We start from the raw sequence: 19,663 nt of genomic DNA, 5'->3' as shown, positions 1-19,663 counted from the left end.
GAGGCATACCCCTGTGATAGGCGAGCAGCAGACTCCCCGCGCCACCGACATCGTGACCACCAAGCTCCCCGACGCGTGGGCGCAGACCCCGCTCACCGTGGTCATGCCCACGTACAACGAAGCCGGCAACCTGCCGGGCATGGCCGAGCTCATCATGGGCCTGGACCAGCCCGGCCTGCGCCTGCTGATCGTCGACGACTCCTCGCCCGACGGCACGGGCCGGATCGCCGACGAACTCGCCGAGGGCTACCTCACCGAGGACGGCGCCCCGCGCATGTCGGTGCTGCACCGCACGGCGAAGGACGGCCTCGGCCGCGCCTACGCCGCCGGCATGGCCAAGGCCGTCGAGGACGGCGCCGAGTACGTGCTCCAGATGGACGCGGACGGCTCCCACCCGTCCGGCAAGATCGCCGAGATGCTGGGCGTGGCCCTGTCCACCGGCGCCGGTCTCGTCGTCGGCAGCCGCTACGTCCCGGGCGGCACCCTGTCCGACGCGTGGGGCGCGCACCGCAAGCTGCTCTCCCGCTGGGCCAACGCCTACGCGAGCACCATCCTGGGCACCCGCGTGCGCGACATCACGGGCGGCTTCAACCTGTGGAGCGCCGAGGCGCTGCGCGCGATCGACCTGGCGTCGGTCGGCAGCGCGGGCTACAGCTTCCAGGTGGAGATGAAGTTCAAGGCACTGCGCCGCGACTTCCAGGTGATGGAGGTCCCGATCCACTTCGAGGACCGCACCGTCGGCGAGTCCAAGATGAACCTCGCGGTCCAGCTGGAGTCCATCGCCATGCCGTGGAAGCTGCGCGCCCGCGCCGGCAAGCGCTGACCCGCTCTCCCGCTCTCACGGAAAATGGGGCACCCCCTCAGGGGGTGCCCCATTTTCCGTGCACCGGGTCACTGGCCGCGGACGGTGACCTTCTCGTCGTTCTGGATCTCCTTCACCAACTGCTGCACCTTCGCCTTGTCCCAGACGAGGTTGCCGCCGCGCTGGCCGGAGATCGGCATGTTCATCGAGACGCCGTCACCGCCGTTGACGCTCTTCATCGCGAAGAACATCTGGCCCATGTCGTACAGGCCCATGTCCTTGTCCACGATCAGGGTGTCCAGGCCCGCGCCCAGCATCGGGTAGAGCGCGAACGGGTTCAGGATCGTCGACGGCGTCGCGGCCTGGCTCGCCAGCGCCGACAGGAACTTCTGCTGGTTCTTCGTCCGTTGGAGGTCCGACTCGGCGAAGGCGTACCGGGTCCGTACGAAGGCCAGGGACTGCTCGCCGTTCAGGGTCTGCTTGCCGGCCTGGAAGTCGGCGCCCGACTTCTCGTCCTTGAAGCCCTTCTCGATGTCCAGCTCCACCCCGCCCAGCGCGTCCACGATGTTCGCGAAGCCGGCGAAGCCGATCTCCGCGTAGTGGTCGATCCGCAGGCCGGTGTTGTGCTCCACCGTCCGCACCAGCAGCTCCGGCCCGTCCTCCGCGTACGCCGCGTTGAGCTTGACCCGGCGCCCCTGCGCGGGGAACGTCTTGCCGGACTGCGAGCCCACGAAGGACGGGATCTCCACGTCCGAGTCGCGCGGCAGCGAGATCATGGTGTTCCCGCTGGAGCACTTCGCCAGGATCATCATCGAGTCGGTCCGCTTGCCCTCGGCCGAGCCCGTGTGCAGCTTCTTCTTCTCCTCGTCGGACATCCCCTCGCGGCTGTCGGAGCCCACGATCAGGTACGTCGTGCAGTCGCCCTCCTTCGGGCGCTCGATGACCTTGCCGAGGTCCACCTCGCGGCGCACCTTGGAGTCGGCCCAGAAGTAGGTGGAGACCGAGGTCACCACCAGCACGGAGAGCAGCACGATCGAGCCGACCTTGATCCGCTTGCGCCAGTCCGGGGCGGGACCGGGCGCCCGCCCGGGCCGGCCGGGTCCGGACGGCCCACCGGGGCCTCCCGGTCCGCCGGGCCCGCCGCCCTGCTGCGACCCGTAGACCTGGCCGGTGTTGTAGCCGCTGTCGTAACCGCCGTACGTGTCGTGGCCGCCCGCCTGCTGCGGGGGTACGCCGTACGCGGGCGGCGGTCCCGCCGGGCGCTGCGGCTGCGCGGGCCGAGGCGGCTGTTGCGGCTGCCGCTGGATGTGCCGCATCCGCTGCACACCCTCGGGCTGCGGCTGCGCGCTGCCGCGCCCGTACGCGTCGTCACGACCTTCTGGCCAGTCATTCATGCGCCCAAGGATGCCTGCCCGGGTACGTGCTCCGACAGCCCGGTCCACATTCCGTTCCGCTGCTGTTGCAGAGCTGATGCCTCCGGGGGGCATCTAAGGTGTTCGTATGACACAGACACCGGGCGAGCTGCCCGGGAAGCCGACCGCAGCCTCCCGGACGACCCTCAGCCACATCATGACCGCCAACGACACCAACCTCCTCGGGACGGTGCACGGCGGCGTGATCATGAAGCTGGTGGACGACGCGGCGGGCGCCGTGGCCGGCCGCCACTCCGGCGGCCCGGCGGTCACCGCGTCCATGGACGAGATGGCCTTCCTCGCTCCCGTGCGCGTGGGTGACCTCGTCCACGTCAAGGCCCAGTGCAACTGGACCGGCCGCTCCTCCATGGAGATCGGCGTACGGGTCCTCGCGGAGCGGTGGAACGAGTCCACCCCCGCCACCCAGGTCGGCAGCGCCTACCTCGTCTTCGCGGCCGTGGACGCCGAGGGCAAGCCCCGCCAGGTTCCGCCCGTCATCCCGCAGACGGAGCAGGACGAGCGGCGCTACCAGGAGGCCCAGATCCGCCGCACCCACCGCCTGGCCCGCCGTCAGGCCATCATGGCGCTGCGCGAGGAGCGCTCCGCCCAGGGCTTCGACGACTGAAACGGGCGTGGGCGGGGCGTGTTTCGCGTCACGGAAGAGCCCTACCGTCTCGGGGCGACCGGGGCCCGCGTTAGTGTGACCTGTCCGACGCCTGAGTGAACGCTGTGCCGGCGTCCGTCCGCCCTCGGATTCCCTGCGGAGAAACACCCCTGATGTCCACCGTCGTGCCTTCCCTGCCCTCCCTGCACAAGGGGGCTCCCGACGTGCCGGCCCAGGCCGCGAACTCCGCTCCCCGCCGGCCCCGCCTGTACGTGCTGGACGGGCTGCGGCTGATCGCCGCACTGTCGGTGGTCTCCTTCCACTGGGCCGGCGTCAACATCCACCCGGAGATCTGGGGGCAGAAGCCGCAGGCGCTCATGCCCGACACCCACCGGTTCGCCTCCTACGGCTGGATGGGCGTCCAACTCTTCTTCCTCATCAGCGGCTTCGTGATCTGCATGTCGTGCTGGGGGCGTTCACCGCGGGATTACTTCACCTCCCGCGTGGTGCGCCTGTACCCCGCCTACTGGGCCGGCATCGTCATCACCACCCTGGTGGTGAACTTCGCGGCCACGGTCCGCGCGAGCCGCCGGCCGATGAGCATCAGCGACGTGCTGACCAACCTCACGATGCTGGAGCGCCCCCTCGGCGTCACCGAGGCGGACGGCGTGTACTGGACGCTCTGGATCGAAATGCGCTTCTACCTGCTGTTCGCCGTCGTCGCCGTGATGGGCCTGACCTATCGCCGGGTGCTCGCCTTCTGCGGCATCTGGGCCATCCTCGCCGTGATCACCCCCGGCGTGGACAGCAAGCTCATGGACACGGTCTTCATGCCGCAGGACGCCCCGTACTTCATCGCGGGCGTGGCCATGTACCTGATCTACCGGTTCGGTGTGAACCCGATGCTGCTCGGGGTCGTCGCGTTCTCCTGGCTGATCGCGCAGAACCGGCTGCACATCACGGTGGGCAGCTACGAGTACGAGGTGCACCACACCCTGTCCTGGCCGGTCATGGCGTTCATCTCGGCCGCGGCCTTCCTGGTGATGCTCGCCGTGTCGATGGGCGCCTTCAACTGGATGCGCTGGAAGTGGCTGACCGTCGCCGGCGCCCTGACCTACCCCGTCTACCTCCTGCACCAGGAGCTGGGTTGGGCCATGATCCGCTGGGGCCGCGACCACGGCATCGCGCCCTTCCCGCTGCTCGCGATGTGCCTCGTCGTGATCCTGTCCCTGGCCTGGCTGGTCCACCGGTTCGTGGAACGACCGCTGTCCGGGGTGCTCAAGCGGCTGCTGGACGGAGCCCGGATGACGCTGCCGAAGGCGGATCCGCCGGTGCGCCGCGCCTAGGACCGCGCCACGCGATTGGTTCCTGCCGGAACACCTGATCTACCCTTTCCCGTCGAGCTCGGTCCGCGGATCCCCTGTTCCGAGGCCACTGACGGCAGCCGCCACGAGGGACCCGGAAGGTACGAGCACCATGACCACCAGCAGCACCGCGGTCGCGCCCGCGACCGGTGAGGGGCGCTCCGGCTCCGCAGCGCAGGGCGGCGCGTCCGCCGCCCCGGTGTCGGGCCCGGCCCGGTTCCACTGGCTCTGGGCCGCCTTGCTGACCTTCGTCGTCGCCTGCATAGGCGGCGGCGCCGCCCAGCCCTGGCGCGACGAACTCGCCAGCTGGAACGCCGCCGCCCGCGACACCGGCGACCTCGTCGGCATGCTCGAACACGTCGACGCCGTCTCCGGTGCGTACTACCTGCTCCTGCACGGCTGGGTCTCCGTCTTCGGCGATTCCACCGCCATGCTGCGGATGCCCTCGGCGCTGGCCATGGCCGGCGCGGCGGCCTTCGTGGTGCTCACCGCCCGCACGCTCTTCGACCGCCGGACCGCGGTCTTCGCCGGACTGCTGTTCGCGCTGGTGCCCGCCGTCTCCAAGTACGGCCAGGAGGCCCGCTCCTACGCCTTCGTCGTGCTGGCCGTGGCCGCGGCCACCTGGCTGCTGCTGCGCGCGCTGGAGCGCCCGACCGTGGCGCGCTGGCTGCCGTACTCCGTGGCCCTCGCCGCCGCCGGGCTCTTCCACGTCGTCTCACTGCTCGTCCTGCTGCCCCACGCGCTGATCGTGCTCGGACGCTGGTGGGACGCGCGGTCCTGGCGGCTGCCGGCCGGTTACGCCGCGGCCGTCGTGGTGGGGCTGCTGCCGGTGGTCCCGCTGGTGCTGCTCGGCCAGCGCCAGGTGGGCCGGCAGATCAGCTGGCTCAAGACGCCGCACCTGCGCGACCTGGCCGGGCTCTGGAGCAACCTGAGCGCCTCGCCGCTGGTCTCCTTCGCCCTGCTCGCCGCCGCCCTGCTGCCCCTGGCCTGGGCCCGGGGACGCCGCCCGGCCGCGGAGCTCGCGCTGGTGGCCGCCCTGCCGATCGCCGTGGCCTGGGTGATCTCCCACGGCTCGACCTCGTACTTCCTCGACCGCTACCTGCTCTTCACCCTGCCCGCCTGGGTGCTGCTGGCCGCCGCCGGGCTCGGCGCGCTGCGCCCGCGGCTGCTCGGCGTGGCCGGACTGGTGGTCCTGGTGGCGCTGGGCGTCACCGACCAGCGGCACCTGCGCACCAAGTACGCCAAGGACGGTACGGACGGCAAGCGCGTCGCCGACGTCATCGCCAAGGACTACAAGCCCGGTGACGGCTTCGCCCCGGTCCGCGGCGCCGACCGCGTCTTCATGATCGATTTCACGGTCGACTACTACCTGCCCGGGAACGTGAAGCTGAAGGACGTCTTCGCCGAGCGGTCGGCCCTGGCCGCCGACGACCTGTTCCCGGTGGAGTGCGAGCAGGCCGCCCAGTGCCTGGAGGACCTGAACGGCACCCAGCGCGTGTGGGTGGTCACCTGGAGCGGGACCCCGAACCCGTACCACAAGCTCCCCGAGGGCCAGGAGAAGGCGCTGAAGGACCACTACAAGGTGGTCAAGAGCACCAAGGTCCGCAACCTCCAGGTCACGCTGGTCGAACGCGCCCGCTGACGCCCGCTCAGGTGCCGCAGACCACCTCGTCGCCCGTGACCACCCCGAAGGTGCCCTGGTACGGGTCCTCGGCGCGCACCGGCACCACCTTGCGGTAGTCCGCTCCCGCGACCACCACCACCGTCCGGCCCTGGCCCGCCACCGCCCGTAGCTCGCTGCCCGGCAGCGCGGTGGCCACCGACCGGGCGGAGCGGTCCCAGCGCGGGTCGTAGGTGATCACCGTGCGCTTGACCTCCCGGCCGGCGCCGTTGCCCGGGGCCCGGGTGGTGTCGAAGCCGGTGGCCCGCAGGGCGTCGTCGACCCGGCCGCCCAGCCCGTCGATCCGGGTGCCGTTCTCCACCTGGACCCGGACCTGGGGCGGGGGCACGTCCACGGGCACCGCCGCGGGCGGGCCGCCACCGGTCTTCCCGGGCCGGGCCGGGGCCAGCGGCCGGTCCTGGCGCACTGCCTCGAACAGCTTGGCGGCCTTCGGCTCGTCCCACTTCACGGTGGACCCGATGCCCTTCACCGGGAAGGAGGGGCTGCCGATGGGCACCGAGGCGAACTCGGAGGAGGACGGGGTGAAGTCCCGCATCGCCTGTCCGAGGGCCAGCATCTGCTCCGAGCCGAAGTCCTTGTCGGCCCGGACGGAGCCGAGGAGGGTGGAGCTGACCTCCTTGAACTTCACCGGGTTCAGCAGCACCCCACCGCCGATCGCCTGCTTGATCAGGGCGGCCACGAAACGTTGTTGGCGCTGCATCCGGCCGAGGTCGGAGGCCCCGTCGACATGGCGCGAGCGCACGTACTGCAGGGCCTGCCCACCGCTGAGGCGGTGGCTGCCGGGCAGCAGGTCGAGGCCGGTGTTGCGGTCGCGCATGGTCTTGGCCGTGCAGATCTCCACGCCGCCCATCGCGTCGACCGTCTTCATGAAGCTGGTGAAGTCGACCTCCAGGTAGTGGTCGATCTTCACCCGGGTCATGTTCTCCACGGTCCGCACGGTCAGGTTGGGCCCGCCCTCCGCGTACGCCGCGTTCAGCCGCACGGGATGGGCCTTGTGCGCCGTGCGCGTGACGAGGTCCTGGTGGGCGGGCACCTCGGCGTAGCTGTCGCGGGGCAGGCTGATCACACTGGCCCGCTCCTTGTCCGCCGACAGGTGCACGAGCATGATCGTGTCCGTGCAGTGGCAGGGCGCGCCGCCCAGTCGGTACTCGCGCTTCTCCTCCGGGGAGATCTTCTCCCGCCCGTCGGTGCCCACCAGCAGGAAGTTGAGGCCGTGTCCGGCCTGGGGGCGGTTCTTCATGTCCTTGAACGGGTCCACCCGCTCGATCCCGGTGTCCAGACCGGTCATCACGGCGTGCCCGATGGCTCCGGAGCCGAGCACCACCACCGACAGGCCGGCCGCGAGCCGGACCCCCCACCGGGGCCGCCCGTCCCGGTGCCGGGCGGAGCCGCCTCCGCCGCGTCGGGCGCGCTGCGGTCGGGGCGGCCCGGCAGGACGGGCGGGACGGTGCGGCTGGGGCACGGGGGACACCTCCGCGGGGGGCAGCGGGGAGACCGGCCGGGGCACTGGCCGGATCAGCTGATTCGGCAGAACAGTAGGCCCATACGATCAGCAGCTGTCCTTACCGGTCGCTCGGCGCGCACCCGGTTCCCCCGTACGCGGTAACGTGACACCGATACCCGACCTTGAAGGACCACATGCCCGCCCAGCAGCCCGCAGTCTCGGTGATCATGCCGGTGCTCAATGAGGAGCACTACCTCCGCGATTCCGTCCGCCACATCCTCGAACAGGAGTACGCGGGCGAGATGGAGGTGGTGATCGCACTCGGGCCGTCCACGGACCGCACCGACGAGATCGCCGCCGAACTCGTCGCCGAGGATCCCCGAGTCCACACCGTCCCGAATCCCACCGGCCGGACCCCGGCGGCGCTCAACGCCGCCATCAAGGCCTCGCGGCACCCGATCGTGGTGCGCGTCGACGGCCACGGCATGCTTTCGCCGAACTACATCGCCACCGCCGTCCGCCTTCTGGAGGAGACCGGCGCCCAGAACGTCGGCGGCATCATGCACGCCGAGGGCGAGAACGCCTGGGAGGAGGCCGTCGCCGCCGCGATGACCTCGAAGATCGGTGTCGGCAACGCGCCGTTCCACACCGGCGGCCAGGCGGGACCGGCCGAGACGGTCTACCTCGGAGTGTTCCGCCGCGAGGCGCTGGAACAGCAGGGCGGCTACAACGAGGAGTTCATCCGCGCCCAGGACTGGGAGCTGAACTTCCGCATCCGCGAAGCCGGCGGTCTGATCTGGTTCTCGCCGGAGCTGATGGTCCAGTACCGTCCGCGGCGCTCCGTACGGGCCCTGGCCAAGCAGTACAAGGACTACGGTCGCTGGCGGCACGTGGTGGCCCGCTACCACTCGGGCTCCATCAACCTGCGCTACCTGGCCCCGCCGACCCTCGTCTGCGCGCTCGCCGCGAGCGCGGTCGTGGGCGTGGCCGTCACCCCCCTGGGCTTCGTGCTCCCGGCCGGCTATCTCGCGGCGATCACCGCGGGCTCCGTACCGGCGGGCAAGGGTCTCGGGATCAAGGCCCGGGCCCAGATCCCCGTCGCCCTGGCGACCATGCACCTGAGCTGGGGCTTCGGCTTCCTGACCAGCCCGCGGGCGCTGGCGGACAAGGTCATCGCGAGTCGCCGTCCGGCCGTGCACCAGGACCCCTCGCAGGTCTGAGACGTACGAAGGGGCCCGGCCCGGAGGCTGCGGATCGTCGCAGCCGCCGGGCCGGGCCCCTTTCGCGTACGCGCTACCAGGTGAAGCCCGGCTGGATCGGCATGCAGGCGCCCTCGTTGTCGCCGTTGAGGGCGTGGGCCGAGGTCGGGGCCACGGTCGGGGCGGGCGGCGGCGGGGTCGGCGCGTTGCCGGTCCGCCAGTCCTTGCCGATGTACAGGGTGACCCCGGTGACCTCCTCGGACTTCTGCACCGCGGTGGCGGGCAGACCCAGGGCGGTGGCCACGGCGCCCGCGTCGGCCGCCTGGGCGTCCGTGGCGTAGCGGACCACGGTGGTGTCCTCGGCGCCGGTCCGGGTGTCGGCGGTGGCCTTGCTGAAGCCCTTGCCGGTCAGCAGCGCGGCCACCTCGTTCGCCCGGTTCTTGACCCGGGTCTCGGCGCCGTCCTTGCCGCTCGTGGCGTTGCGGACGGAGACCACGACCTTCGCGGGAGCCACGGCCGGCGCCGTGGTCGCGGCGGCGCCGGGGGTACCGGGGGTACCGGGAGCCGTGCTCGGGGTGCCCGGGGCCGCGGAGGCGCCCGGTGAGGGGGACGCGCCGCCCGCCGGGGTCCCGTTGCCCTTGCCGTCGAGCGCGATGTCCTCGCGGACCATCCGGAAGACGGCCTCGGCCTCGTTCGCCATGGGCTCGACCCGGCCGTCCAGGCCCGGCTTGGTGCTGTAGACCCAGGGCATGGTGGTCATGGTGATCCGGCCCGGGGGCACCTTCTTGAGCTCCATGCTCAGGTCGTAGAGCTTGTCGATCTTGTTCAGGCCGGTGTCCACGACCATGGCGTCGATGGCCGCCTGCGCCAGGCTGTTGAGCTTCACCGGGTTGGTGAGCTTGGCGTTCTTGCGGAACTCGCGGGCCATCGAGGTCATGTACTGGTGCTGCGCGTGGGTGCGGCCGATGTCGGTGCCGTCCTCGAACCCGTAGCGGGTGCGCAGCCACTGCAGGGCCTGCTCGCCCTGGATGACGCTCGTGCCCTTCGACAGCTTCAGGCCGGAGCCCTTGCCGTCACGGGTGCGGGAGTGGACGTTCTCCTCGACGCAGACCGGGACGCCGCCGATGGCGTCCGCCATCGAGACCACACCCTTGAAGTCGATCATCATGAAGTGATCGATGGGGATCTTGGTCAGTTCCTGCCAGGCGGCGACCGTGCAGCCCGGACCGCCGCGCTGCAGGGACTCGTTGGTCTGTACGAGGCCCTTGCTGGCGGGGTGCACCTTGCCACCCGGCTCGGTGCACTTGGGCATCATCAGCATCGTGTCGCGCGGCATGGAGACCACCGACATGTTGCTGCGGTCGGCCGACAGGTGCAGCAGCATCTGCACGTCCGCCAGCGGCGGCCCGTCGAAGGTGTCCGTGGCCCCGCCGAGTGCCTGGTTCGCCGCGTCGTCGCGCGCGTCGGAGCCGATCAGCAGGACGTTCAGCGGGGTCTGCCCGAAGGCGTTGGGCTTGGAACCGCCCAGTTTGGTCTCACCGAGGTTCAGCGCGTCCGTGTGGATGCTGCCGTTCAGGTGCTGGTAGTAGAGGTATCCGGCGGCCGCGGTCCCGAGTATCAGCAGCGACAGCACGGAAGCCGTCCAGCGCAGCACGCGCCGTCTGCCCTGTCTGCGGGGCCGGTCGCCGGCCGCTCGGCGCGTCGCTCCGGAGCCGCCCCGCTGTGGGGGCACCGTGCCGGACGCGTCCGCCCCGCCGCCGGATATCTCCTCGCCGGCCTGGGCGGTCGCCCCCTCCCCTCGCACGCTGCTGTGCCTCACACGTCCCCCTCGAGATCCTTCATGGTCGACTGAGTGCCGGTGTCACCGGCCGAGCCTGTTACTTGGCGCAGACGGCCTTGTCGGCCTGCGCCTGCTGCACGTCCTGGGGCAGCTGCTGGGGCACCGCGGCCGCCAGCGGGGCACCCGGCTGCTGGAAGTCCGGACCCAGCGTCAGCTTCATCGGGGTCTTCGCCGAGGCGTCCGCCGTCCCCACCTTCAGCGCGGTCGCGGGCAGGCCCATGATGTCCGCCAGCGCCCGGGCCTGGTCGGCCTGGTTGGGCGCGTACTCCAGCTGCGTGGCGCCGACCTTCGCCGGTGCGTTGCCCTCGTTGCCGGACTTGGACACGCCCTTGCTGTTCTGCAGCCAGTTCACCGTGGTGGAGGCCGCGCCCTTGGGCCCGCCGCCGTTGTAGACGCTCACCCGTACGTCCGTCGCGGCCGCGCGGTTGCCCTGGAGCAGGGCGTCCTGCTTGGCCTTCGTGTCCGCGTCGGCCGCCTCCTTGGCGGCCGCTTCCTTCTTCTCGACCTCCGTGAGCGAGACGTCCCCCCGGATCATCTGCAGCAACGGGTCGGCCAAGGCGTGATCGACGACGACGGTGGCCTTCTTACCCTCCGGTTCGGCCGGGTTGTCGAGCACCGGCAGGGTGGTGAAGGTGATGTTCTTCGTGTCGATGCCCTTCAACTCACCGGCCAGATCGGTGAGTTTGCCGATGGACCCGATCCCCGAGTCCACGCCCAGCGACTTGGTGGCGGCCTCCGCGAGGGAGAGGAACTTCTTGGGGCTGGTCAGCGTCTCCTTCGACTTCATCTCGCGCATCATCGAACCCAGGAACTGCTGCTGGATCCTGATCCGGTCGAGGTCGCTGTTGTTGCCGAAGCCGTGCCGGGTCCGGACGAAGGCGAGGGCCTCCTCGCCCTGCAACCGGTGTTCGCCGGCGTCCAACTTGAGGTGGGAACCCTCCTCGTCGTTGACGGGCTTGGCCAGGCACACCGGTACTCCGCCGACCGCCGTGCTCAGCGTCTTGACGGCGTTGAAGTCGGCCATCATGAAGTGGTCGACCTCGATGCCGGTGAGTTCCTTGACCGTTCGCATCGTGCAGCCCGCGTCACGGCCCTCCTGGCCGAGGCTGGTGTTGAAGCGGGTGTTCTTGGTGGGCGCGATCGTCTTCGTCGATCCGTCCGGCTGCTTCGTCGGGCACGCCGGGATGTTGGCGATCAGGTCGCGGGGGATGGACAGCGCGGTCGCGTTCGTCCGGTCCTTCGAGACGTGGAACAAGATCGTGGTGTCGGCGTGGCCGACGCTGTCCTTGTCGCCGTAGGCCTCGTTGCCCGCACCGGTGCGCTTGTCGGTTCCGATCACCAGGATGTTGATGGCCTGGTCCTTCTTGAAACCGCCGGTGCCCGCTCCCGCCACGTCGGTGACGCTGAGGTTGCCGTTCAGGTGGTCGTAGTAGAGGTACCCCGCCACGGCACCGCCGACCAGCAGGAACGCCAGCACGCCGCCGGTGATGGCCAGTGCCTTCTTACGGCCGCCACCGCCGAGCTTGCGGGAGCGCCCGCCGCGCCGGCCGCCCGGGGGCGGGTCGCCACGTCGCGGCCTCGGTACACCGGGGGCGGGAGCGGTCGGCGCCGAAGGGGCAGACGGCGATCTGCGGGGTGCGGTGACCTTGGGCCGCGCTTGCGCGGCGGAGTCGGCCAGTCGCAGTTCGTAGTTGCCGGTGCGGGGATTGAGTACCCACTGGTCTGCGGGGTCGATTTCGTCCGCCCGCCCACGGCTTTGCGCATCCACGGTTGCTCGAATCCTCCGTCGGTGCCTCGCGACGCGCCTCCCCCAGGCGCACGGTCAACGATCCGGCTGCTGGTGCCCGCCTCTGGTCCGGCCGGGCACCGGATCGCTCACCCTATCCGCCCTGTTCGGCGGCAAACCATGCTGGTGACAAATTCCACTCCCCTTATAACGGGGCGAACCGCCCATCCCACTCGGTTCGGTCACCGGCTTTTGGGATTGCTTTACCGGCAGTCGGCGTTGCCCGCAGTGGTTCCGGTGAAAGTAGGGACGGGTACCTGAGGTGTGACGGTTCCCTCGTCCGCGGAGTTCGTGTCCGAACCGGCCTCCACGTCCGCCCCGGCGACCTCGGTCGCACGCGCGGTCGGGGTGGGCTCCGGCGGGGCGACCGTGACCGGCTTGTCCATCCGCAGCTGCCGGAACAGCCGCTCCGCGTCGGGCTCGACCAGCTCGTCCCGGTTCGGGTCGGGCGCGTACGGCTTGCGGGGCACCGTCAGGAACTTGACCTGATGGGTCGGGATGTCCCGCATGCCCCGCACGAGTTCGTACAGGCCGCGCAGCGAGGCCAGTCCCGGGTCCGTGGTCACCGAGGAGGTCGCCGCGTCCAGCAGCGGGTACAGCCGGGTCGGATTGAGCAGCACCCCGTTGCTCTGCACCTTCTTGACGAGCGATCCGAGGAACTGCTGCTGCCTGTCCATCCGTTCGGTGTCACTGCCGTTGCCCAGGCTGTGACGGGCGCGGACGTAGCCCAGCGCCTGCTCGCCCCGCAGGTTCTGGCGGCCGGCGGCCAGCCGCAGTTTGGCCTCGGCGTCGTTCACCGGGTCCTTGAGGCAGACCTCCACCCCGCCGATGGCGTCGACCATCTTCTTGAACCCGCCGAAGTCGATCACCATGTGATGGTCGACACGGATCCCGGTGAGCTTCTCCACCGTACGGATCGTGCAGGCGGCCCCGCCCCACTGGAACGCCCAGTTGAACTGCGAGAACCGCGCGGCGGTGCGGCTCCCGTCCGGCTGCAGGCAGGAGGGGATGTCCGTCATCAGGTCCCGGGGTATCGACACCGCGGTCGCGCTCCGGCGGTCCTGCGGCAGGTGCAGCAGGATCGTGGTGTCCGAGCGCTGGGTGCCCCCGTCCTGCCCGTACCGGGCGTTGTCCTTGCCGGAGCGGGAGTCCGAGCCGATGAGCAGGATGTTCTGGGCCCCGGTGGCCAGGTGCGCCGGGCGCTCGCGCTCGTAGCGCCTGAGCTCGGCCGCGGCCGAGGTGTCCTCGGTGATGTTCCCGTCGAGCTTGTTGTAGAGCCACCAGCCGGTGGCCGTACCCGCCAGGACGAGGAAGACCGCCCCGAGGCCGATCCAACGCAGCAGTCGGCGCCGACGCCCGCGGCTGCGCGGGGGCCGCCCCGCGCCCCCGGCGGCGGTGCCGCCCGGTATGCCTGCGCTGTCCGTCACTGGCGTCCGTCCCCTCGCCGCTACGACTGTGGGCCGTCGGCCGTACGGGTGAGCACGGCCACTGCCGATGCTGCCCCGGGGTCGCCGGAGCAGCCCGGGGGCGAGGCCTTGTCTAGGGCCATGCGGGTGACAAATCGCCCTTACCTGCCCTTCACCAGTGTGGGTGACAGGCCTCCGGACGGCGATCAGAGGGTGTGGGTGACCCGCTCGCTCTCGCCGCGCTGCGCCAGTCCGTCCTCCGAGAGCCGGTCCAGGTTCCGGCACAGCACCACGGACCCGCCCGCGGCCAGGGCGGCGTACAGCCCGGCCGAGAGGCCCTCCCAGGTGTCGTAGCCCAGCCCGGTCAGCACGCGCGAGCCCGTACCGAGGCCGAGCTTCGCCGCGTCCTCGCGGGCGCGGGCCACCAGCTGCGCCTGCGTGAGCTCCGTGCCGCCCACGACCAGCGCCGGACCCTCGGGATCCACCGGTACGAAGGGCGCGAAGCGGTCGCCCTGCCCCGGCACCTCCACCGCGTAGTCGGCGAACCCGGTCGGCGGCTGCGGGAACCGTCCGCCCAGCGGTCGCAGCGCGAGCGCCACCCGCTCACCGCCGCACGCCAGGGCCGCCTCCAAGGTGTCCGGACCGCTGACGACGAGATCCGCGCCGGCCGGGTCCTCGCCGATCTCGGCGACGACCCCGACGGACGCGCAGGCGAGCAGCCACACCGCGCTCTGCCAGTGCGCAGGGAGCATCAGCGCGAGCCGGTCCCCGGGCTCGGCCCCCAGGTCGCCCTGGAGCAGATTGGCGGTCTTGGCCACCCAATTGGCGAAGGTCGCGACGGACAATTCGACGCGCTCGCCGGTGGCATCGTCGTAGAAGGTGACGAGCGGGCGGCCCGGATCGGCGGCGAGCGCGGATCGCAGCAGGTCGGCAGGGGTGCGGTCAGTGGCGTTCACCCGGCACAGCGTACGCGGGCCCGTCCCCCGTACGGGGGCGGCCGGCTCCTCCGTACGGGGGAGGGGTACACGCGGCGTGTCGGACGGAGCGTCAGTTCTCGGATGGCGAGCGGCCGTCCGCGTGCTCACCATCCTTTTCATGCGTGGATTCCTTGCTTCCTCGATCGGCGTCGCGACGGCCGCCGCACTGGCCCTGCCCCTCGCGCTCGCCACTCCCGCCCTGGCCGAGACCGCCCCCGTAACCCCCGCCGGCTCCACCCAATCGCTGCCGCTCGTCCCGCTGGGACCCTCGGCGACGCGGACGCCCGGAGTCCCCGGAATGAGTGCCCCCGCAGGCCGCCCCGAGACGCAGGGCCTCACCGCACGCGAGGTCAAGACGTTCTCACTGGTCGGCGTGGTCTGGGACGACGCGACCACCGAACTGCACGGCCGGGTCCAGGTGCGGACCCGCTCCACCGCGACCGCCACCTGGTCGGACTGGCAGGACGTCGAGACCCACAACGGCGAGCACGCCGCCGACCCCGACGCAGCGGAACGCGGCGCGCGGCAGATCCGCGGCGCCACCGCCCCGCTGTGGGTGGGCGAGTCCGACGCCGTGGAGGTCCGCGTCCAGGCCGAACCCGGCGCCGCCACCACCCGAGCCCCCTCCCACCTGCCCACGGGCCTGCGGATCGAGCTCGTCGACCCCGGCGAGGACACCCCCGCCACCGGGTCCGACGGGAAGAACACCGGCCCGGACGGCGACGGCAAGGGCGAGGTGGTGTCCGGCATGTCGATGGCGGCGGCGGAGTCCTCCGCGGCGAACGTCCCGCACGCCTCGCTCGGCGCGGACGAGATCACCGCACTCGACAAGGCCGACTCCACCGCCGACGCCGTCTTCGCGAGCGACGGCGAACTGACCGCGGCCGCGGCCCCGTACATCGGCCCACGGCCGCGCATCGTCACCCGCAAGGGCTGGGGCGCGAACGAGGGCCTGCGCGAGCCGGGGTTCGTTTACACGAGCACCGTCAAGGCGGCCTTCGTCCACCACACCGCCTCCGGCAACAACTACGCCTGCAAGGACGCCCCGGCGGTCCTGCGCAGCCTGTACCGCTACCACGTGGTCAGCAACGGCTGGCGGGACTTCGGCTACAACTTCGCCGTCGACAAGTGCGGCACGGTCTACGAGGGCCGCGCGGGCGGCGTCTCCAAGGCGGTCCTCGGCGCGCACACCATGGGCTTCAACACCAACAGCATGGGCGTCGCGGTGCTGGGCACCTTCACCTCCGCCGCCCCGCCGGCGGCGGTGGTCGACTCGGTCGCCCGTCTCACGGCCTGGAAGCTCGGCCTCTTCGGCCGGGACCCGCGCGCGAAGACCACCCTGACCTCGGGCGGGGGCAACCGCTACCCCAAGGGCAGGAACGTGTCGATGAACGTCATCTCCGGCCACCGCGACGGCTTCGCCACCCAATGCCCGGGCACGAAGCTCTACGGCAAGCTCCCCACGACCCGGACGGCCTCGGCCAAGCTCCAGGGCCGGCCGTAGCGGATCCGGCCCCGCCGGCGATCGAGACGCGGGGTCCATGAGGTGCGGGGCGGGGTCCCCGGCGGCGACGCCGGAACCCCGCCCCGCACCTGTCACGGCGTTCCGCGCCCGCGCTTCGATCGCCGGCGGGGCCGGGGGGAAGCAGCCCTGCCGGCCCCGCCCGGCCCTGCCCGGCCCCGCCAGGGCACCTCTAGGCGGTGGCCGGGTGGTCCGGGGGGTAGTCGGGGGAAGGGGGTGGTCAGGGTCGAGCCCCCGGCGACGCGGCCGGGCCGGGCTACGCTCGGGGCATGGCCGGCCGCTTCGATCCCCTCACCCGCGCCGCGGTCCGCGGCGGCCGCACCGACGTACCCTCGGGCCGGGGCAGCACCGCCGGCTCGGGCGCCGAGGAACGCCGCTGGGCCCCCGGCGGCCCCGTCGACCTCGGACTCACCCTCGGCCCGCTCCGCCGCGGCCCCGGCGACCCGACCTTCCGCACCACCCCCGACGGCTCGGTCTGGCGTACCGCCCGGACCCCGCAGGGCCCGGCCACCCTCCGCGTGTCCCGCGTCGGCGAAGAGGTGCACGCCGAGGCCTGGGGCGCCGGCGCCGGCTGGTTCCTCGAACAGCTGCCGGCGCTCCTCGGCGCGGGCGACGACCCCGCCGCCTTCGTGCCCCGCCACCGCCTCGTGCACGCCAGCCACCGCCGGCGCCCCGGCCTGCGCCTCACCCGCACCGGCCTGGTCCTCGAATCCCTGATCCCCACGATCCTGGAGCAGAAGGTTACCGCCGACGAGGCCTACCGGGCCTGGCGCCGCCTGGTCCGGCAGTACGGCGAGCCGGCCCCCGGCCCGGCCGGCCCGGAGCTGTACGTCATGCCCGACCCGCGCACCTGGGCCATGATCCCGTCCTGGGACTGGCACAAGGCCGGGGTCGACGCCAAGCGCTCCGCCACCGTCGTGCGCGCCGCCCGCGTGGCCGGCCGCCTGGAAGAGGCCGCCGCGATGGACCTGCCCGAGGCCGTACGAAGGCTGGAGGCCGTCCCCGGCATCGGCCCGTGGACCTCCGCCGAGACCCTCCAGCGCAGCAACGGCGACCCCGACGCGATCACCACCGGCGATCTCCACCTGCCCGGCATCATCGGCTACGCCCTCGCGGGCGACCGCGACGCCGACGACGCCGTCATGCTGGAGCTGCTCGCCCCGTACGCGGGCCAGCGCCACCGCGCCGCCCGCCTCGTCCTCCTCGCGGGCCGCACCCCGCCCCGCCGCGCGCCCCGGATGCCGCGCGGCGACATCGGCCGCCTCTGAGTCCTGTCGTCGGGCGCCCGCGCCACGCCGCACCGGGGTCCGGCCGGCAGCGCGGGGGCGGCCCACCGATCCGGCGGGCTCGCCGCAGGCGTCAGCGGACCTCGATGAAGTTCGCCGCCGAGCGCCCCGGCCGGTCCGCCGGGGCCACCGCCGGGTGCCCCACCGCGACCGTTCCCATCGGGTCCCAGTCCTCGGGCAGCTCCAGCACCTCGCGCACCACGTCCCGGCAGAACATCGTCGAGGAGACCCACGCCGACCCCAGCCGCTCGCCGGCCAGCGCGACGAGCAGGTTCTGCACGCCCGCGCCCATCGCGACCACGAACATCTCCCGCTCCGCCGTGTCCCGACGGGCGTGCCCGTAGTGGTGCGCGCCGTCCGTCACCAGACAGGGCACCACCAGGTACGGGGCGGCCCGCAGCACGTCCCCGCGCCTGACCCGCTTCGCGACGGACTCCTCGGACTTGCCGTCCGCCCGCAGGTCCGCGATCCACGCGTCCCGCATCGCGTCCAGCAGCCGCACCCGGGAGGCCTCGGACTCCAGCAGGACGAACCGCCACGGCGTCGTGTGGTGCGGGGCCGGGGCCGTCACGGCCGCCGCCACCGCCCGCCGCACCGCGCCCGGGTCCACCGGCTCCGCCGTGAAGGCCCGTACGGTGCGCCGCTGCGTCACGGCTTCCCGTACCGCCTCCGAGGTCCCCAGCCGGAACATGTCGTCGGCCGGTGAGCGGACCAGGTCCCGGGCCGAGGAACCCTCGCCCAGTACGTGGGCCAGCCCGCGCACGACGGCCACCGGCAGCCCGTCGGCCTTGCCCTTGACCAGGTCACCGGCGGCGGCCAGCTCGTCCGCGGTCGCCACCACCGTCGCGCTCAGCGGGTTGCCGTGCGCGTCCGTGCCGCCGCGCAGGTCGTCCAGGACCCGCACCCCGGCCGAGCCGATCGCCACGTCGGTGAGCCCGGTGCGCCACGGCCGCCCGAAGGTGTCCGTCACGACCACGCCCACGTCCACGGAGAGGGTGTCGCGCACGCCCGCGCGGATCGCGGCGGCCGAGGCGTCCGGGTCCTCGGGCAGCAGCAGCACCGTGCCGGGGGCGGTGTTGGAGGCGTCCACGCCGGCCGCGGCCATCACCAGGCCCTGTCGGTTCTCGACGATCCGCAGCGGACCCCGGCGCGCGACCACCCGTACGGTCTCGGCGTCGATCGCGGCCTCGCGCGACTCGGCGTGCACGATCCGGCCCTCGGCCTTGGAGACGATCTTCGAGGTGACCAGCAGGACGTCCCCGTCCCGCAGGTCGGGGGCGGCCGTCGTGATCAGCTTCGCCAGGTCGTCGCCCGGCCTGACCTCAGGGATCCCGTCGAGCGCCCGCACCTCGTACGCGGGCACCCGCGTCACCGGGAGGCCTCCGCCAGCTCCAGCGCGGCGCGGGCCATCTCCGCGGTGGCCTCCACGTCGGTCATCATCAGCGGCACCGCGCGGCAGGTGATCCCGGCGGCCTCGACCTCCGCGACGGCGTCCGCGTCGGAGGTGTCCACGAGCCAGCCGTCCAGCAGCCCGGTCCCGTAGTGCAGGGCGACCGCGGCGGCGGTGGACTCGACGCCCACCGCGGCGAGCACCTTGTCGGCCATCCCGCGCACGGGTGCGCCCCCCACGATGGGGGAGAGGCCGATGACGGGCGCCCCGGCGGAGGCCACGGCGTCCCGGATGCCGGGGACGGCCAGGATCGTGCCGACCGAGACCACGGGGTTGGACGGCGGGAAGATGATCACGTCGGCGGCGGCGATGGCCTCCAGCACACCGGGAGCCGGCTTGGCCTGCTCGGCCCCCACGGGTACGACGGCCTCCGCGTCCACCGAGGCGCGCAGCCGGACCCAGTACTCCTGGAAGTGGACGACGCGGCGCTCGCCGGTGCCGGCCTCGGTGATCGCGACGTGCGTCTCGACCCGGTCGTCGGACATGGGCAGCAGGCGTACGCCGGGCTGCCAGCGGTCGCAGAGGGCCTCGGTGACGGCGCTCAGCGGGTAGCCCGCGCCGAGCATCTGCGTACGCACGATGTGGGTGGCGAAGTCGCGGTCGCCGAGGCCGAACCAGGTGGGCCCGACCCCGTACGCCGCGAGTTCCTCCTTGACGGTGAAGGACTCGTCGCTGCGGCCCCAGCCCTGGTCCTCGTTGATGCCACCGCCGAGGGTGTACATCACCGTGTCCAGGTCGGGGCAGACCTTGAGCCCGAAGAGGTGAATGTCGTCACCGGTGTTGCCGATGACCGTGATGTCCGCGTCGGGCACCGCCGACTTGAGTCCGGACAGGAACCGGGCGCCGCCTATACCGCCGGCCAGAACAACAATGCGCATGCGGACAGTCTG

General features: G+C 72.1%; 15 protein-coding genes. 7 read left to right on the top strand and 8 right to left on the bottom strand.

From position 1 onward, the window contains the following. Positions 1-13: 13 nt before the first annotated feature. The gene (locus tag BCL76_RS34970) at positions 14-823 is read left to right on the top strand and encodes a polyprenol monophosphomannose synthase (protein ID WP_030763615.1); all 810 of its coding nucleotides are present in this window, start codon (positions 14-16) and stop codon (positions 821-823) included. 68 nt (positions 824-891) lie between these two features. On the opposite strand, the gene BCL76_RS34965 is transcribed toward BCL76_RS34970, so the two are convergent. Then, positions 892-2,196, bottom strand: a complete 1,305-nt coding sequence (locus BCL76_RS34965) for an LCP family protein (protein WP_181382866.1) — start codon at positions 2,194-2,196, stop codon at positions 892-894. A 106-nt stretch (positions 2,197-2,302) separates the two neighbouring features. Between BCL76_RS34965 and BCL76_RS34960 the strand changes: the two genes are divergently transcribed. The 3 genes from BCL76_RS34960 (at position 2,303) to BCL76_RS34950 (ending at position 5,824) form a co-directional block, all read left to right on the top strand. After that, a complete protein-coding gene (locus tag BCL76_RS34960) occupies positions 2,303-2,839 on the top strand; it encodes an acyl-CoA thioesterase (protein WP_109783412.1) in 537 nt (178 codons plus the stop codon). A gap of 152 nt (positions 2,840-2,991) precedes the next feature. After that, positions 2,992-4,164, top strand: a complete 1,173-nt coding sequence (locus BCL76_RS34955; RefSeq protein ID WP_109783411.1) for an acyltransferase family protein — start codon at positions 2,992-2,994, stop codon at positions 4,162-4,164. A gap of 130 nt (positions 4,165-4,294) precedes the next feature. Next, a complete protein-coding gene (locus tag BCL76_RS34950; RefSeq protein WP_109783410.1) occupies positions 4,295-5,824 on the top strand; it encodes a glycosyltransferase family 39 protein in 1,530 nt (509 codons plus the stop codon). A gap of 7 nt (positions 5,825-5,831) precedes the next feature. Here BCL76_RS34950 and BCL76_RS34945 read toward each other — a convergent pair whose 3' ends face one another. Continuing rightward, a complete protein-coding gene (locus BCL76_RS34945) occupies positions 5,832-7,325 on the bottom strand; it encodes an LCP family protein (protein ID WP_258310091.1) in 1,494 nt (497 codons plus the stop codon). 176 nt (positions 7,326-7,501) lie between these two features. On the opposite strand from BCL76_RS34945, the gene BCL76_RS34940 reads away from it, so the two are divergent. Further along, positions 7,502-8,527 carry a glycosyltransferase family 2 protein gene (locus BCL76_RS34940; RefSeq protein WP_109783408.1) on the top strand — a complete coding sequence of 342 codons (1,026 nt, stop codon included), beginning with the start codon at positions 7,502-7,504 and terminating at the stop codon, positions 8,525-8,527. Positions 8,528-8,600: 73 nt separating this feature from the next. On the opposite strand, the gene BCL76_RS34935 is transcribed toward BCL76_RS34940, so the two are convergent. From BCL76_RS34935 to BCL76_RS34920, 4 genes are all read right to left on the bottom strand, one after another. Beyond that, positions 8,601-10,325 carry an LCP family protein gene (locus BCL76_RS34935; protein ID WP_258310090.1) on the bottom strand — a complete coding sequence of 575 codons (1,725 nt, stop codon included), beginning with the start codon at positions 10,323-10,325 and terminating at the stop codon, positions 8,601-8,603. 58 nt (positions 10,326-10,383) lie between these two features. Then, complete coding sequence (locus tag BCL76_RS34930) at positions 10,384-12,114, bottom strand: LCP family protein (RefSeq protein WP_109783406.1); 1,731 nt, start codon at positions 12,112-12,114, stop codon at positions 10,384-10,386. A 221-nt stretch (positions 12,115-12,335) separates the two neighbouring features. Further along, a complete protein-coding gene (locus tag BCL76_RS34925; protein ID WP_109783405.1) occupies positions 12,336-13,559 on the bottom strand; it encodes an LCP family protein in 1,224 nt (407 codons plus the stop codon). A gap of 185 nt (positions 13,560-13,744) precedes the next feature. After that, complete coding sequence (locus BCL76_RS34920) at positions 13,745-14,494, bottom strand: TIGR03089 family protein (protein WP_109783404.1); 750 nt, start codon at positions 14,492-14,494, stop codon at positions 13,745-13,747. 139 nt (positions 14,495-14,633) lie between these two features. Here BCL76_RS34920 and BCL76_RS34915 point away from each other — a divergent pair, with 139 nt between their 5' ends. Further along, the gene (locus tag BCL76_RS34915; RefSeq protein WP_109783461.1) at positions 14,634-16,019 is read left to right on the top strand and encodes a peptidoglycan recognition protein family protein; all 1,386 of its coding nucleotides are present in this window, start codon (positions 14,634-14,636) and stop codon (positions 16,017-16,019) included. Between the two features lie 287 nt (positions 16,020-16,306). Next, a complete protein-coding gene (locus tag BCL76_RS34910) occupies positions 16,307-17,305 on the top strand; it encodes a DNA-3-methyladenine glycosylase family protein (protein ID WP_109783403.1) in 999 nt (332 codons plus the stop codon). A 91-nt stretch (positions 17,306-17,396) separates the two neighbouring features. On the opposite strand, the gene BCL76_RS34905 is transcribed toward BCL76_RS34910, so the two are convergent. Together BCL76_RS34905 and cofD are read right to left on the bottom strand one after the other, a co-directional pair. Further along, positions 17,397-18,695, bottom strand: a complete 1,299-nt coding sequence (locus BCL76_RS34905) for a coenzyme F420-0:L-glutamate ligase (RefSeq protein ID WP_109783402.1) — start codon at positions 18,693-18,695, stop codon at positions 17,397-17,399. Beyond that, positions 18,692-19,651 (bottom strand): 2-phospho-L-lactate transferase, encoded by a 960-nt coding sequence (gene cofD / locus BCL76_RS34900; protein WP_109783401.1) that lies wholly within the window; start codon positions 19,649-19,651, stop codon positions 18,692-18,694. Before cofD ends, BCL76_RS34905 begins: the two co-directional genes overlap by 4 nt. Positions 19,652-19,663 lie beyond the last annotated feature (12 nt).

Origin of the sequence: Streptomyces sp. CG 926, assembly GCF_003148825.1 — a bacterium.
Lineage (GTDB): Bacteria > Actinomycetota > Actinomycetes > Streptomycetales > Streptomycetaceae > Streptomyces.
The sequence above is the reverse complement of the archived record's forward strand: the minus strand, read 5'-3'. Positions and strand labels throughout refer to the sequence as shown.